Origin of the sequence: Lacipirellula parvula (genome assembly GCF_009177095.1) — a bacterium.
Classification (GTDB): Bacteria; Planctomycetota; Planctomycetia; order Pirellulales; family Lacipirellulaceae; genus Lacipirellula; species Lacipirellula parvula.
On record NZ_AP021861.1, the window covers coordinates 3,104,797 to 3,120,660 of the forward strand.

14 protein-coding genes are annotated in these 15,864 nt (G+C 59.0%); 7 read left to right on the forward strand and 7 right to left on the reverse strand.

Translation table 11 applies throughout. The features are described 5' to 3' along the window. The first annotated feature begins 247 nt into the window (after positions 1-247). The gene (locus PLANPX_RS12255) at positions 248-730 is read left to right on the forward strand and encodes a hypothetical protein (protein WP_152099012.1); all 483 of its coding nucleotides are present in this window, start codon (positions 248-250) and stop codon (positions 728-730) included. Positions 731-951: 221 nt separating this feature from the next. Here PLANPX_RS12255 and mauJ read toward each other — a convergent pair whose 3' ends face one another. The 4 genes from mauJ to PLANPX_RS12275 form a co-directional block, all read right to left on the reverse strand. Further along, a complete protein-coding gene (gene mauJ, locus PLANPX_RS12260) occupies positions 952-1,674 on the reverse strand; it encodes a methylamine utilization protein MauJ (protein ID WP_152099013.1) in 723 nt (240 codons plus the stop codon). Then, positions 1,671-3,038, reverse strand: coding sequence for a HEPN domain-containing protein (locus tag PLANPX_RS12265; protein ID WP_152099014.1), 1,368 nt, complete (start codon positions 3,036-3,038; stop codon positions 1,671-1,673). Before PLANPX_RS12265 ends, mauJ begins: the two co-directional genes overlap by 4 nt. Positions 3,039-4,459: 1,421 nt before the next feature. Then, positions 4,460-4,861 (reverse strand): hypothetical protein, encoded by a 402-nt coding sequence (locus tag PLANPX_RS12270; RefSeq protein ID WP_152099015.1) that lies wholly within the window; start codon positions 4,859-4,861, stop codon positions 4,460-4,462. Between the two features lie 288 nt (positions 4,862-5,149). After that, positions 5,150-7,186, reverse strand: coding sequence for an N-6 DNA methylase (locus PLANPX_RS12275; protein WP_152099016.1), 2,037 nt, complete (start codon positions 7,184-7,186; stop codon positions 5,150-5,152). Between the two features lie 726 nt (positions 7,187-7,912). Here PLANPX_RS12275 and PLANPX_RS12280 point away from each other — a divergent pair. The 3 genes from PLANPX_RS12280 (at position 7,913) to PLANPX_RS12290 (ending at position 9,463) form a co-directional block, all read left to right on the forward strand. Then, complete coding sequence (locus PLANPX_RS12280) at positions 7,913-8,326, forward strand: DUF6157 family protein (protein WP_152099017.1); 414 nt, start codon at positions 7,913-7,915, stop codon at positions 8,324-8,326. A 97-nt stretch (positions 8,327-8,423) separates the two neighbouring features. After that, positions 8,424-8,837, forward strand: coding sequence for a hypothetical protein (locus PLANPX_RS12285; protein ID WP_152099018.1), 414 nt, complete (start codon positions 8,424-8,426; stop codon positions 8,835-8,837). 23 nt (positions 8,838-8,860) lie between these two features. Further along, a complete protein-coding gene (locus tag PLANPX_RS12290; protein WP_152099019.1) occupies positions 8,861-9,463 on the forward strand; it encodes a DUF1643 domain-containing protein in 603 nt (200 codons plus the stop codon). A 158-nt stretch (positions 9,464-9,621) separates the two neighbouring features. On the opposite strand, the gene PLANPX_RS27685 is transcribed toward PLANPX_RS12290, so the two are convergent. Both PLANPX_RS27685 and PLANPX_RS12300 read right to left on the reverse strand, forming a co-directional pair. Next, positions 9,622-10,434, reverse strand: coding sequence for a hypothetical protein (locus tag PLANPX_RS27685; protein WP_152099020.1), 813 nt, complete (start codon positions 10,432-10,434; stop codon positions 9,622-9,624). A 1-nt stretch (position 10,435) separates the two neighbouring features. Further along, positions 10,436-12,328: a hypothetical protein gene (locus PLANPX_RS12300; RefSeq protein WP_152099021.1), complete on the reverse strand. Its 1,893-nt coding sequence runs from the start codon at positions 12,326-12,328 to the stop codon at positions 10,436-10,438. A gap of 682 nt (positions 12,329-13,010) precedes the next feature. On the opposite strand from PLANPX_RS12300, the gene PLANPX_RS12305 reads away from it, so the two are divergent. Then, on the forward strand, positions 13,011-13,967 hold the full coding sequence (locus tag PLANPX_RS12305; RefSeq protein ID WP_152099022.1) for a hypothetical protein: 957 nt from the start codon (positions 13,011-13,013) through the stop codon (positions 13,965-13,967). 35 nt (positions 13,968-14,002) lie between these two features. Here PLANPX_RS12305 and PLANPX_RS12310 read toward each other — a convergent pair whose 3' ends face one another. Beyond that, a complete protein-coding gene (locus PLANPX_RS12310; RefSeq protein WP_172992015.1) occupies positions 14,003-14,605 on the reverse strand; it encodes a PEP-CTERM sorting domain-containing protein in 603 nt (200 codons plus the stop codon). A 238-nt stretch (positions 14,606-14,843) separates the two neighbouring features. On the opposite strand from PLANPX_RS12310, the gene PLANPX_RS12315 reads away from it, so the two are divergent. Beyond that, positions 14,844-15,236 (forward strand): hypothetical protein, encoded by a 393-nt coding sequence (locus tag PLANPX_RS12315; protein WP_152099024.1) that lies wholly within the window; start codon positions 14,844-14,846, stop codon positions 15,234-15,236. A gap of 139 nt (positions 15,237-15,375) precedes the next feature. Next, positions 15,376-15,834, forward strand: coding sequence for a nucleoside-diphosphate kinase (gene ndk / locus PLANPX_RS12320; RefSeq protein ID WP_152099025.1), 459 nt, complete (start codon positions 15,376-15,378; stop codon positions 15,832-15,834). Positions 15,835-15,864 lie beyond the last annotated feature (30 nt).

The following is a 15,864-nucleotide window of genomic DNA, read 5'->3' on the forward strand; positions in this document are numbered from 1 at the left end:
ACCATGATGCTCGTGAAGGATGTCACGAAGAGGATCTTTTGGTTGTTTGTGGGTTTTCTTGCGATCATCTCGTGAATCGGCGTCGGGCGGTTACTGGATTCGCATTGTCATCACGACTGAGGGCCTGTGCATCGCAAAAACTTGATACCTTCCCTTTCTAGCCAAGCGAAACCGAGAGGGGGCGAAGGCCATGTCATCCTTGGAGTACAACGCGTCCCTCACGCCGTTGGAGCGTGTTAGCCTCCAAATGCAGTATCGCCCGGTATCGGAGGGGGCCCCAACTGGTAGCGCGCTACCACTTCGGGACGAGGTCATCGAAGGGATTCAGCAGAAGAAGCGGTTCACCGGCCAAGCCCGCGAGTACCGCCTCGCAGTTCTTGCCTCTCTTGTAAACGACCATCACAATCTGGCCCACGAAGCACTGCAGAATTATCTGGACAACGTGTACTTCGCGGGTGAGGCGCTGGAGGAAGCGAAGCGGTTGCTTAGTGGCCGGAGAAAATGGGGTCGGTGGTTAGAGGCGAATTTTCCCAAGAGTGGGGAAACCTCGCGGGTCTACCGGCGCGTGTACCGCGAGTGGAACGATCCGCGGTTCGTCGAAGCGCGTGCGTCGGATGCTCCGCCGCGAACCCTGAACGCGGTGTTGCGGGTCCTTCGAGGCCAGCCTATTGAACGTCACTTTGAGCAAGACGAACTGGATGCGGATCAGATAAACCGGAAGCAGGTGTGACGGTGGTTTGCAGATTTCGTCGATGGGTTGAACAAGGAAGAAGCAGAGACCCTGTTCTCACGGTTCTGCGGGAAGCTTCTGCCACGGTGGTACGAAGAATTTCGCCACTAAATGTGTGTAGTAACGGAGAGCGACTACTACGACGACCAAGGGGATATTAAGAGCGAAGCGCGGGCCCGTGTAACGGTCGTGTTGAACCCAGTTTCCTAGCGGGGAAGCGATTATTTGGATCGTTCGTGCTTAATACCGAGTTCTTGCTCGATTGTGTATTCAGCTAGTGCTTGAACCACCGGCAAGTCCAATTGCAACCGTATCAGGTCACCGCAGCGGTCGGGATTGGCTATTGGTGATTTGTTCGCATGAGCAACCGCACATCGGCCCGAGCCATAGAGATAAACTCCGATATCCGGTTCGGTCGCGAGCAAATCAGCAATTCGGGGAAGTGCTTTACGGCAAGTAAGCTTTGGGACCGTCGCCGTTATCCAGGTTTTCTGCTGTTGATCCGTGTTATTGATATTGAGGATTTTGAAGTAGCCGAGGAACTCGTACGGCAGTGAGTTGACGCTCCGTGCTTCACGGTACAGCGCTAATGCGAGGCAAGTTTTTTCGTCAGATATCGTCGTGGTTAGGGAGTCAACTTGGTGCCGTCGATCGCTCAAGCTGAAATGCCCGCCGTCACCGAGCCTCGTCGGAGCACTGCAAAACATATGGATGCTCGATTGCGCCGGGCAGCGATACCACCATGACCATCTGCTTAGGAAACGTTGAATGCGTTCAAGTGCATTTAGGCGGTCGCCGGGATGTTCGTACTGTATGCGCACATCCGGGAGCGCAGTTTTGGTCGGCGGGCGGAGGTGTAGGATTTCTCCTTCGAACTCCTGTGTAGCATCGACATCGGGCCAAAGTTCTACCCGTGTAACGCCGACGATGCACCACATCTTCATTTTGCGGCCTCCGTCGATTGAAGTTGGCTCTTCGGCCAGAGCATCAACTCCCAACCGTCTTTCAAGCGGTATGGCCTCTGTTTTTCGTCCATGGCAGCTAGATGGTAGAAGATCTTTGCAAGCCACTCCTCAATGATTTTGCACGCGGTGTTCAGTAGAACTAAACCGTTCGACGGGTCGTCAATAGCGCCCCCTAGTGACTTGATGAACTCCCTCGCTACTTTCAACACCGCGCCGCTGTTGCCGTGCACAACCTTGGACCTCAACGAGTAGAGATGGTTTAGTGCGTGAAAAACTGTTAGACGATCGATTTCTGTCGCGGCGTGTAACAGCGACGCACCGTTGACGCGAAACCGGTAGGTCGATTCCTGCATGACCGAACTCTCGTTGGCGGTGAGGAACAGGCTCTCCATCGCGATGACGTAATCAACAACCTTATCCCAGTGCGGTGAGTTCATTCGGTTGGGATGATGCTCCCACGTCTTCCTTCCAATGAAGTACCTGTCAACTGCGGCTTGCAATATTGTGTCGCTCTCCGCATCGCCGAGGAACTCATACGCCCTCACCACCAACGCCAAAGATTCAGGGGTGATATGTTCCGGCTGTTGGGCCGTAAGCCCCATTCCTTGCCAATAGCTACTGCGATCCAACTCACTATTCCAACGGACGTGCGTTACTAGGGGAGCATTTTTCACGACGCCACTTAGCATGAATGCGTGCTTGATCTTGTTGATCAATGCCTCGGTCTCATCGACGCCCTTCAGCTTACCAGTGGCTGAATATGAGCCGACCTTCTGGATAACCACCTCAACGCGGTGAAGGGAGGCCGTTTGCGGCGTAGGTGGCACGGGGAACTGCGGCAGCACGTACCCGGGACCACCAGAATAGCGGAGGTGTGCTTCCCGTTCAGTGATCCGCCGCAACTTGACGCCATCGGCTAGTTCATAGTCATTGTCGATGTCTATCCCCGAAAGTCGCAGGATGATCTCCATGTTCACGGTTTTGGAAGCAACGCAATCCGCGAAAGCCTTCAGGTATTCGAGGCATGTCTTCACATCGAGCGTGAAGGATTGACCAGCCTGAGTACAGGCGCACGGGATGGTATTTACCAAAACCATGATGGTTCGAAGTTCAGCCGGTGGACCGGCCGGTGACTCTTTTCCATAGAATTCGTCGACATTCTTTTCACCTAATACCTTCCGTGGCTCGGTGTTTAGATCAGTCAGCGGCAATGCTTGGCATATCACGTGAGTTGGGTCCGTGAACGTGGCATCGCCGTACTTCCAATCCTTTGGCCCAATCTTCGCGACCATTGCCGCGATGCGACCAACGTAGGCTTCAAGTTGCGATGCAACATCTTCCATGCCACCGACTCCAGCGAAACAAAACAGGCGAAAAATCCACACCAACAGCACAGCTACCCCATTGGACGCTAGGGCCATGCGTATGGTTCACACGGTTGGATGAGCGGCTATGCGGGGCAAGGGTGTGCAGGGGCTACCCTAGCGGGTGACAGGGGGACGGCAGGGTGGCGAGAAAAGCTATCCCACGCACGCACCCGCTCAAGCCCTCTACTTATCGAAGTTTTGCAACGTCACCACCGAACTTCCCCGACCACCGCATAACCGCATCAATAGTGTAGCAATCTGCCACTCCTCCGCGTAGCGCCCGCCCGGTGGGTATGTGGAGTGTGCAGTTTGAACCTCCAAAAATACGCCCATGTCCGCGTAGTGTTTCCTGCAGCAGTTCCGCACCCTCTACCCCCACCGTGTGTGTAGGGCATGGCCAATAATTGATCTCTTGCCAAGCTCCCGGAGCAGCGGCTAGCCCTAAAGAAGTTACACGGATCACCTTTAAGCCGGCAGCCAGGAGCAGCAATGGCACGCAAGAGCTCCTTTGGCAGTCGACCCGGCAGCCAGCCCGCAGCAATCGACCTAGCGCTTAGTGACCAACCTCAGGCAGTGAAGCAGATTGCCCCCCTGGCGGGAGCGGCCTCCCGCAGGGTTAGCAATCGCCTGCCAGGGCTGCTCTAAAAAGAGGCTGATCGAGGCTGTAGACGGCAAGCACCGGACAAAAGAATCATCTGCCGCCCAAGGCCCCAGGCGCCCTCGAAGCGTCCTCAGCCCAATCCCGCCCCAGCGGCCACGAACGGGCCCAAAACAGGGGCAACGGCTGCAAGTGGCCGGCAACCGGCCAAACCAGCCGCCTCTCATGCCATATCAAACCGAGTGCCGCCCTGCCGAATCTAGTACGACGGCCGCTTCGGATTCAGGAAGAGCAAGCACTTCGCCAGTGCAGTCGAGGCGAGGTGGTTTTATGGGGTGAAGCTCCTTGCTGGTAAAAACCCCTCGGTGAAGAAAGCCGGCGTAACACTCAGGGCCAATACCAACGCCCTCGCATGATGGCGCACGCAAGGGCAACGAAGACGAAGCCCAAGAAAAACGCCAAGAGCGCCCCTCTCTTACTCGCAGCGATTGCAGCCACTGCCACGAATGGCATCACCGCGAACAGCACGACGCGCAAGTTGAATCGCATGGCACTCGACAACTAGGGCAGTGACCGCTCGTTGTTGCTTTCATCCCTTTCCGCGTCGCTTTGGGTTGATAGCGAAAGCAGGCGGCAAACTCCCCACCATACGACGCAGCACGCAAGGACAGGTAAGACCAAGCGGACGCTGACTGCCAATGCTATCTCGTCTCTGCCGAGCCACGACGCCAGTAACGCCACAACTGGCATGACCACGAACAGCACGAGCTTCAAGTTGAATCGCATAGCACCCGCTGCGTCAGATCCGCAATGCCAGGAAGAGACCGCCAACCAACGCACCCCCGCCGAGCGCAAGGAAGAGGATTTCCAAGCTATCGCTCGTTTCCAAACCAAGATCTGCACTGCTTAGCAACCAAGTGACGAGTGCGATTAGCGGCACGGCAATCAGCATCAAATTCCGCAAGCTAAATCGCAGAGCCGCTGGCGGAGCCAACGTCCGCACGACATCGATCGCGAGCAGTACGAAAAACCAGACGATCGTAGCAATCAAGCAACTAAATGCTCGGTCAACTAGCGTCGCCGACTGAGGGGGCGGCCCGTGGTTGGAAGCGGCCGCCCAGTGCCACGCCAACGCCATCGAAATGACGTACGGCGTCAGCAGCAGAAGCACGAATCGCAGGCTAAACCGAGGTGGTTTCATCACACCAACATATCAGGAATCGTTGCATGCCCAAGCACCTCGCGATCTACTGTCGAGCTTCTTCAAAGGCGCAAAAGCTCGACAGCCAACTTCCAGACCTCAAGAGCAGCGGATCGAAGTTAAAAAGCAGGGATGCAATTTCTGCAACTCGGCCGGTTCATCCGACGCGCTTTTTCAGTGCTAGGCAGAGTGCGCACTCGAGCAATATGCGCAGAGCCAGTCCGGAAAATCCGGTGGCTTGAATAAGCGCGAACCAACGCGCCGCCCGTCAAGCTGCGGCTTTCGCAACTACCACGCCTCAGCTGCCAATGGCAGCTCGTTGAGTTCCACCCGCGCCTCCCGCCAAGTCGCGAAGTGCTCGTCCAGGATGGCGGCAAAACGCTCGCTGTGCGTTGGCTCCAGCAGATGGGCCAACTCATGCACGATGACGTACTCAAGAAGATCTTTGGGCTTTTTTACCAGCTCAGTGTTCAGGCGAATATTACCCGCAATGTGATTACAGCTCCCCCACTTCGTCTTCATGCGCTGCAAGAAATAACCGGTAGGATTGACGTTCAGCCGATGCTGCCACTTCTGCATCAACGGAGGTACAGCTTCATGCAAAAGCTTCTTGTGCCATTCGTGCACGATTCGTTTGCGCTTATCCTCGTCGCTGCCAGGACGCACGGTCAGAGTAATTCGCTTGTGATCGATCGAGACGCCAGGTTTAACCTCCTTCTCTACGATGGTCATCAGGTACCGTCGTCCCCAGAGGTAGTGGCTCTCTCGTTCGATAAAATTGCGAGGCGACTCCCTGGCTTGCCTTTCTAACTTCCGTTGCTGCTCACGAATCCAGCCGAGCTTCGAAATCGCATAGGCTCTGGCAACCTCCAGGCGAGTTGCTTTCGGCGCCGTCAAGGTGACGCGGCCATCCGGTGGATAGACCGACAGATGGACGTTTTTGATTTTCTTCCGCGTGACTTCGATATCCTCGGCCTCCGCGCCGTCGACGTAGCGCGGCAAGTTGAGATTGAACTCGTGCCGCTTGATTTCATCGAGATCGACGAGGCGGGAGTAGCCACGGATCTCGATCTGGTTGTGGAACGCGTCGACAATCTTGTGGATATCCTGCTCACGGAGGCGATTCTTGTTGCCGTCCTTGATGAACCCCTTCGAGGCGTCGATCAGGAACACGCCCTTGCGGGCGGCGGCGTTTTCCTTGTCGATCACCAAAATGCACGCCGGAATGCCGGTGCCGTAGAAGAGATTCGCGGGCAGGCCGATGATTCCCTTGAGGTAGCCGGAGCGGACGAGCTGCTCGCGAATGACCGCCTCGGCGTTGCCGCGGAACAACACGCCGTGCGGAAGAATGCAGGCGCCTTTGCCCTTGGCCTTCAGCGAGCGAACGATGTGCAGCAGGTAGGCGTAATCGCCTTGCTTGGCGGGCGGGACGCCCCAACCGAAGCGGCTGTACTTGTCACTGGCCCCGTTCTCACCGAGGACGAGGCCGGTGGACCACGTTTTGTCCGAGAACGGCGGATTGGCGACGACGTAGTCGTAGGTGCGAAGTTGCTCGCCCTCTTTAAACTTCGGTTCGACCAGCGTGTTGCCGGAGATGATGTTCGCACCGGGGAAGTCATGCAGGATCATATTCATGCGGGCGAGACCGGCGGTGGTCACGTCCCGTTCCTGCCCTTCGAGCGTGATCTGCTTGCCCGACTGGGCCGCGACCTTCAGCAGCAGCGAACCCGACCCGCACGTCGGATCGTAGGCGGTGGTAGCGGCCTTCGTGTTCTGCGGCGTGATGCCGATCACCTGGGCAATGACGCGGCTGACCTCGGATGGGGTGTAGAACTGTCCCTTGCTCTTGCCGCTCTCCGTGGCGAAGTGCCGCATGAGATATTCGTAGGCGTCGCCGAGGATGTCGTCGTGCTCGGCGCGATTGCGCGAGAAGTCGAGCGCGGGGTTCTGGAAGATGCCGATGAGGTTGTCGAGGCGCTTGACCATCGCGTCTCCCTCGCCGAGCTTGTTCGGGTCGTTGAAGTCGGGGAAGTCGCTGCGGGCAAGACGTGCATTCGCGGCGACCAGCGGGGCGATCACACGCTTGTTGATGCGATCGCCAATGTCGCTCTTGCCCTTGAGAGCGACCATGTCCTTGAAGCTTGCGCCCTTGGGGATGTTGACCGACGGGGCGAAATCATCCGACTCGGCGTACTTGTCGGACACGTACTTGATGAACAGCATGAACAGGACGTAGTCCTTGTACTGGCTAGCGTCCATGCCGCCGCGCAATTCATCGCAAGAGGCCCATAGAGAGGAGTACAGGTCTGACTTCTTTATCGCCATGCGCGCAACATCCTTTGCGTTCTAACACGTTCGTCCGCTGGCCGTCCTAGCCGCAATCTGCTCGGCGATCTGCACGGTTCACTAGACTGGGAGGCACGCTGCCATTACCACGCATTGGTAAGCGGACAAGCGCCAGCACAGCTTCGCCCGCACATGTGCGAAGAAAGTGTGCTTGTTCGTCGAACGAGTGTAACAAACCGCTTGGCGTTCTGTCAGCAGAAGGAAACCTCTCCGTTGGGCCGCCAAGTGCCCAGCGGAAGGGGCCAGATCGGGGGTGATATGGCCAGTGGGGGATGCGACTACACCGCCTGCAAGGAAGCGTCGAAACGACTAAGCGGTGAGTTGCGCAACAGCTCCGGCTCGGAGCGAGCAGCCTTCCTTGGCGATGAGACGCACCCGCAGCCTCCCGGTAGCTCTTTAGCGACAAGAAGGAAATAGACGTCGACTTCAAACCAAGAGTGAGCGGTACGGCTCTCCAATTGGCCAGTAACCAATCGGCCAACCTTGGCGCAGCGCTTATCGAAGTGAAAGAAAAGGCAATCGACCTCATGCTCGAAGGCGTTGAGGCATTCGTGGGGTATTTGGGCGACAACGGAGTGAGTAAGTCGAAGATCGATCGCCTAAAGAAAATGGCGAGGGCGTTCTACAGCGAAGCGGCTATGATGACGAATATCACTAAGCCGCGCGACTCCTGTAAGAAACTCGCTCCTCGCCTTCGCAACTCTCGTGAACTACTACAACGCGTTCATCCGACTAGCATCCGACAGCGCCGCGACGCACAGCGCCGTTCCGCCGGCTCGCGGCGAGAAGCGGACGATCCCCGTGATCGAATACGAATTGCTGGCTGCGAAGCCCTACTTCTACACGCAAGAGGAACTCCAGTTTGCCGTCCATGTCGAGCGCGAGGGGATCGCGCCGGCACAACTCAAAGCGAAACGCCGGGAGCTCTGGGCGGAGTTTTTCAACAAGCCCCGCGCCTGCCTGCGCTGCTCGTCGCTCCCGAAGAAATATGGCTGGGGCCTGCACTTCGACGAGCAGGGCCGCATCGGGCTCGTCCCCGTGGAAAGCGCAGCCTACAAGAAGTTCAGCGGTTCAAAAACGCTCAAGGTCGTGCCGGCGATGAGCAGCAAGCGCGCTTGATTCAACCGAGCGGGAATCGCAGCCGCTTCGTCCCGGAGTCAATCCATAAGATATGCTGCAACGCTCAGTTGTCTTCGCGCTATTAGCCAAGAACAAGATGTCTGCATTTTCTTTTTTCCGACCTCGCTTCTCCATCCGAGCCCTGCTCGCGCTGATGACGCTACTCGCACTGTTCCTCGCCTATCACCTCAACTGGATCCGTCAGCGACGTGCGGCGATCGATTCCGGCGTCGTGACCGTCCGTGCCCACGTCGCTCAGCCTTGGATGCAACTTCCTCGCGCTCCGCGGCCCTCGCGCATACTCCGCCTGTTCGGCGAAGAAACCTACGCCGCGCTCTGGGTGAACGAGAAAGCAGGCGACGACCTTGCCGCGATGGCTGCGCTGTTTCCAGAAGCCAATCTTCGCAAGCGGTATCGTCGAAACTCGCCTTCGCTCAGCTACCGCAGGCCTGAAATTAAAGCGGTAAAAATGGCGAATCCTCAGCGATCGCCATCAAGGTACGGCAACTAACGTCAGGCTCGCCTGAGCCACCCATGACGCCAAAGCCTTGCGTCGGTAAAATGTCGGCGTCGATCACTCCCGAGCGCGCCAATCGCATGAAACCAGCCCCTCCCGCCCACGATCCCGGCGGCAAAGTCCGCCCCGCCTGGCCGGCGGATTCCACCGTCACCGCCCGCTTCTCCGATTGCCAGCGCTATCGCTACCAACTCCGCGAAATTTGGAACCCCGCGCAACCGCTCGTCCTTTGGCTGCTGATGAACCCGAGCGTCGCCTGCATCGACTACGCCGACCCCACGCTCCGCAAGACAGGCAAGTTCGCCCGCGCCTGGGGCTTCGGCGGCCAACTCGTCGGCAACGTCCACGCCTACCGCGCGACCGACAAGAACCGCTTGCTCGAAGTCGACGACCCCGTCGGACCCGACAACGACCGCCTCATCCTTGCGATGGCCGCTGAGGCGAAAACCGTCGTCCTCGCCTACGGCCAACCGCCCAAAGCCCTCCGCCAGCGCGGGCAAGACTTGGCGGCGTTGCTGCGGCATCATCCCGGACTGAGCTACCTGCGGCTCGCGAAAGACGGCACGCCGGTCCACCCGCTGTATTTGCCTGAGACTCTCGTGCCGACTTCGGCTCATTGAGCCAGAGCAACCCGCGCGCATGCTGCAGCGTGAGCCGATCGCCGAGCGAGCGGCAGCCGTGCGCCGCGTGAAGCTTGCATCTAGCTCGACGCGTCGCCGCAGACGGCAAAGCCTTGATCCAGGCTGAGCGGCGCGGTTGGGTTGAAGCGCTGCCAATGCTAAGCAGCTGGATCTGCAACTGGCGCTGGTGGAATCGGGACGAACGCTGCCGGCGCCTCCGGCGCCGCGGGAGCGGCAGGCGCCGCTTCAGGCGCTGTCTCCTCAGGCGCTGTCTCCTCAGGCGGTGCTTCAGGCGCTCGAAAAGGCTCCGGTAGAGGCGCTTTAGGGTAAAGATTCGATCGGGCCGACTTTCCCAGCGAAGTATGTTGCAGGATCAAACGATGGGCCTGCGTCACTTCTCGACCATCCGCAACTGCGAGGAAGGCCTCATAAATGTAATCTGGCAACTCAACTTCAGGGATAATCTCCAGCGTCTCTCCATACTCGCCCTCAACGATGCGGCTGCGCCGATCATGGGCGAGCGCTCGATAGATCTTCAGCCGGTCCTCGTCGGTAACTTTGTATTTTGGATCAAGAACTACTTTCGCCAACGTGGCGTTGGGCGATTCGACGCAAACGTCGACGAGCGATCGCTCAAGCTTTCGATTCCGCCCGCGCGACGCTGCATTCAGCCAATCGTTCAGTTCAGTCGCCGGCTCGTCATGCAGGACGCCAGACTCAATCGCTTCGTCGAGCAGTCGTGCAATCTGCTCTGGAATGTAGGGCCGACCGTCGCCTTCGCGAATAATCCTCAAGACATGGTCGGCCGATACGGCGAACGCCGCGACGCTGACCGCCAGGCCGATGCCAAGCCATGCCGCTCGCCGCTCAGTAGGATCATGCGGCGCGCCGATGCTCCTCAGTCGCCGCCATACCCATGCCGCGGCCGCAGCGCTCAGCAGAACGGCAAGGGCCCAGATGCAGAGTGCCATGCTATTCTTTCCAGTTCTCTTGGAGTCGATTGACCTGATCTAGATCGTTCTCGTGGAAGGTCAGTTCTTCGGGAGCCAACGTGTCCACGTAGTACCGGTCTTCCAGCTGGCCGTTGACGAGAACCTTCACCTCGTACCTGCCCGTCCCGGGGCGGAGCACGTCCGCGTCGACCAGGAGCCGGCCGCGCGGCTTGAGAAACATGCCGACGTCGGCGACGGAACGGAGCCGTTCGACCTTCGCCAGACGCAGGCTATCGAAGGCGAACTCTAGCCGGATGACGTTTTCGCCGACAGGTTCGACGTGCGGCGGCTTGATGACTAGCGTTTCAGGGACACCAGCTTCCTCCTGGTACTGCATTGGCATCTGCGGCGGCCCGACGCGCGGGTCATACCAAAGCAACGCCGGCGAAGGACGGTAGTAAGCCAGCGAAGCGGGGAGATCGAAGAAAATCTTCGTACTGCGAAGTTGGCCTGCAAGGCTCTTGTACTCAATCAAAAACAAAGCCCCTTCGTTCCAGGCAGTCGGCGTCAGCTCCTTGAGTCGGTTGAGCGTCCGGACGATCTCGTACTGCACGCCGTTGTGCTCAAAGATATCCGCGCTCGGCTCGACCTTGACGCCCTCGCGCCGGTAGAAAATCGGTTGCAGCAGTTGGGCGGAACCGTCGATGATCGAAGGTCGAAAATGCTCCGAGGGGTCCGACCTCTTGGCAACCTTGCCCGGTTCATCGACTTCGTCGTAGATCGGCGTAAAGGTTTGCTTTTCCAACGCGAGTCTCACGGTGGCGACTTCGTGCGATCCGCCGATGTAGCAACCAGCGAAGTCAACGTCGCGTTGCACTTCGTGAATCACCTGGGCTTCCCGCGTTAGTAGCCACATGCCCCCTTCGGTCGATAGCGTGCATTGGACGTCGACCGCCGGGCCCAGCCCATGGTTCTCTAGCTTGAGAACTTGCTGCTCGTCGTACTCAGGCAGCTTGCCGTCCGCGATGACTTGCGCCCATTCCGGGATGCTGGCCTCAACATATTCAAGCGAATGGACGAGGCGCGGCCGCACTCGGAGTTCATTCCAAGGAAACTCGCCTGGTTCGGCCTTACGAACTTCCACCGCAACTTCAGACAGAAAAAACGAGTTTAGGTAAGAGCAGTTGAGTAACTCGCCGCGCCAGCGTTGGACGCACTCCTCGCTGCTCACGCCTCTTCCCGCCCGCTTGGTCTTCTCCGTGATGACTCGCGGAGGCGCGAATTCTGCAGCGGTTTCCCAGTAGCGGAAATAGTCTTTGCGAAAGCTAGGATCTCGTCGGAAGAAATGCTCCGAGAACGACTTCAGGTAGTTTTCCCGCTCTCGCGGAATGGCGGAGACAACGCCAGGTTCCGTGGCTTCCTCGAACGGCCCGAGGGGGAACATCACGCTGCGATTGGAGGTCGTCAGCCCGCTCTGCCAATAGAGGATGGTAAGGACGATTGCAGCAATGCCGCCGACTACCCACTTCAACGTTTTCAGCGATTTTCCCCAGTGCGTCGCTGAATAATGACGCGCGTTGCGAACCCACGATGCGGCCGCCGGAGTGAAACCGTCGACGGCTTCTGTCAGTTCGGAGGCGCCGGCTTGCCCTGCTCGCACGAATTGGACCGTGGTGCGGACATTCCTTAAACGCTCAACGACGCGTTGACGCTCCTCGTTGAGCGTGCTCGAAAATATGCCAAGGCTCGGAAAAGCTCCATAGCCCGTGAGGGCGTCTTCGAGCGTCAGCGCATCGGTCTCAATGGAGTCTAGGCAAGTTCCACTGCCGGCGGCTTGATACAGCGCAGAGGACTTTCGAATTGACAGCGCGAGGTCCGCGATTTTGTCGAGCGAATGCGGTGCGGGAGAGGGGCTTTCTCGGCTATCGCTCATATCATCGTCCGCTCAACTCGGTTCCATCGCGGTTCGCCCATCCATTCAATGACGGGCCGGTGAGTGCGGCAATGTGCGTAAGCTACCAGCAAATTATCCAATTGCAATACTTTTTGTAGTTCTTGCGCGCGATTGGCGCTATTCGGATAGTTTCGATTGCTGCGGACGATTAGCGACTAGAAGAATTAGAACACGACGAAAATGGCTAGTTGGAGAAACACCTGCCAGCCGAGCGCGAACTGAATGCCCGTCGCGAGCAGTGCGCCGGCGAGAGGTCCATTCAGCGGGCGACTGAAATCCATACGCGAGCGCGGCCGAAACGGCCGCACCGCCTAAAAAAGTGCGCAAAAAATCAAAAATAAATTCCACCAATTTTATAGTCGAAACTAGGCCACGAGTTTTGCTAACGTGAACGCCGGTTCACATCGCAACATGCAGCGCCGCGCACACTCCAAGCGAGCCCCCTGGTTTATCCAGGGGGTCGTCCGCAGTGCCCTCCGCATTGCCAATCGCAACGTAGCGCACGCCGAATTCCCCCCCGGACAAGCCGGGGGGCTCGCCATCACTCGATCACGCCGCGCCAAGCGCGCTTCTTCACTTACTCACCTAAACACCTACTCACCAACCAAACCAAACGATTCAACAACTTCAGTCACACGTTCACACAGAGGAGAACCTTCCCATGCAACGTCAATACATCCGCCAACGCGAGCGGGTCTTCACCGAAGAAATGAAGGTAAAATTCTGCCGACTGGTGCGAGAGAGCTACTCGCTCGCCGAGGCCGCTCAAGGAGTCGGCGTGACGCTCCGCACGGTGCAGCGCTACCGCCGTGAGGAAGAAGATTTTGACCAAGAAGTTCGCATGGCCAAGCTCGCCAAGCCCGACCCATTAAAACTGATGGAATCAGCCGCGAGAACGCACTGGCGCGCCGCGGCGTGGCTGCTCGAGCGGACCAAACCCGAAACCTACGCCCGCAAGCGCGGCGACCTCGCCTCGGGCCTCAAAGTCACAAAGGCCTTACGGCTGATGATGGAAACCGCGCTCGCGAACACGCCGGAGGAAGCGCGTAGCGAGCTCTTCAAGCATCTCGACAAAACCTACGAACACGCGCTCGACTGCTGCTTCCCCAGCCTCGGCCCCTGGAACCGCCCGCGCGAGCCAAAGATGGCCGACACGCCGCTAGTCTTCCGCGAGCGCGCCAAGTCCGCGCCCGTGATCCACAACTACGGCATCGGCACCCCCGACGAATGGTCCTTCGCCGCGAAGCCTGAGCCCCCTCGTTCCCACGCTCCGCGTCAAGCACCCAACGCCGAGGTCACCCCGCCCCCGGAGCCAACCTTAGCCCCCGGTTCTTCAAACCGGGGGCACAACGCGCCGCCCGCGCTCACCGAAGCAGAGCGCGCCCAACGCCACCAAGACCTCCTCGACTGGGGCCGGTTCTTCAAACCGGCGGCTCGATCGACATGGCCCGAGCGCACCGCTGGGCGCTACGCTCTCGCCCCTCAAGGCGTGAGCATGCCGAACCTGCGCAGAGGCTCCAGCGTGCTTCAGCATGTCGACGCTCCGCGACGACATGCCGTCCGACGCTGGAGCGGCGAAGAAGGTACGTCCCACGCAGAGCGTGGAAAGAGACCGTGAGGGCGAACGTGGCGGGAAAGCGCAGCCGTTCGCGCTCACGCGCGCCGGCGCCGCGCAGAAGCCACGGCAACGCCAACCGCCGCGCCAACCATCAGCAGGCTCGATGGTTCAGGCACGGGCAAGACGTTCAGCGAGATCTGATTGCCGAACTTGAACCCAAACACGAACTCCAACGCATCCGCGCCGTTGAGCGATACGGTGCTCGGCGACGTGAGCCACGTCGAATGGCTCGCCAGGGCGAAGTTCCCCGCCGCGTCAGCGTTGACGTTGTCGAACGCAAAGATCCATAACTTCGTACCGGCGCTTAGCGCCGTCACTCCCGAACCCGAGAACGAGCCGTCAGCAGCAACGTTGGCTCCACTTCCAATCGGAATAAAGTTGCCGTCCGCAATCGCCTGGGTCAGGCGGGGAGAGTCCATGTTGCCAGCACTGTCGATGCCGTAGACGTATTTGTAGCTGTAAGGATTGAACGTCGGCTTGAACGTGCCGGCAATCACGTAACCCGTAGTCACCGGCGCGCCGTAATTCGTCAGCTGGCCCTGATAGTTGACAGTGGCAGCGTTGGCCAGTTGAGTTGCGCCCCATAACAGCGGAGCCGTGAAAGCGAGCGAGCGAAAAGTCAATGCGAGGCGGTTCATGAGCATTCCTACTAGCAGCGTCGAAGAAGGGATAACGTCCGATGGATAAGCTGTCGCTCAGCATATCGTTTCGCGGATCCGATGTCCAATTATCTTAAAAAACCTAGATCGCAACGGCCAGAAACGCTCGGAGGCCAGCCGGACGTGCTCAGCAGGCCCCCGGTCGTCCCAGATTCGTCTTCCCATCCATGTCGGCCAAGATTTAAGATGCTCTTGCCGCCGTCCCTGGCGAGTTCATATGCCGCTCTCCTTCATCCGCCGGCCCCGCTTCACGCTGCGAGCGCTTCTCGTCGCGATGGCGGCGCTGTGCGTGGCAATGTGGCTTCATCTCGATTGGATCGCCCGCCGCCGCGCGGCGCTCCACGACGAACGAGTGACGGCGACGCCGATCCTCGACGCCTCTGGCATCGAACCGCGGCCTCCTTGGCTGCTGGGGTGGTTCGGCGAAACGGGCCAATCGCTGCTGATCGTTCACGGTTACGACGCCGACGCCGACTGGCTGCGCGAGCAATCGCGGCTGGCCCGCTTGTTTCCCGAAGCAGAGATCCGTCGCGCCGTCGCCGAATCAATTTTCAACGATCCGCAGAGTCACGACGCGGAGCCCCTCCGGAATGTAACGCCGCACCGGTAGGCCCGCGGGCAAGGGGCGCGCCAGCGGTTGAGCGACGCCCGCTATTCCCCTACAATCCGGGGTTTCCCGGCGGCCGCGGGCCAGGTTCTGGTTCACTGCCTTTCCCCGATCACCAGTCACCGATACCCGATCACGAAACATGGAACGCACTTTCATTCTGCTCAAGCCCGATTGTGTCCAGCGCCGCCTCATGGGCCGCATCATTACGCGGTTCGAAGAGAAGGGGCTCAACGTGATCGCCGCGAAGATGCTCGTGATCACTCCCGAACTCTCGAAGCAGCACTACGCCGAACACGTCGCCAAGGGTTGGTACCCGACGCTCGAGGCGTTCATCACCGGTGGTCCGGTGCTCGCCGCGGTCCTTGAAGGACTCGAAGCCGTGAAGGTCGTCCGCGACATGCTCGGCGCCACCAACGGCCTGAACGCCGCCCCCGGCACGATCCGCGGCGACTTCAGCTCGAGCCGCCAGATGAACCTCGTCCACGGCTCCGACGGCGCCGAAGCGGCCGCCCGCGAGATCGCGCTCTACTTTAAGAAGGAAGAGCTCTGTGCGTACGAGCCGACGATCACCAAGTGGATGCGCGCCGGCGACGAGTAAGAGTTTTCAACCTTCTGGTTCCCTCCCCTT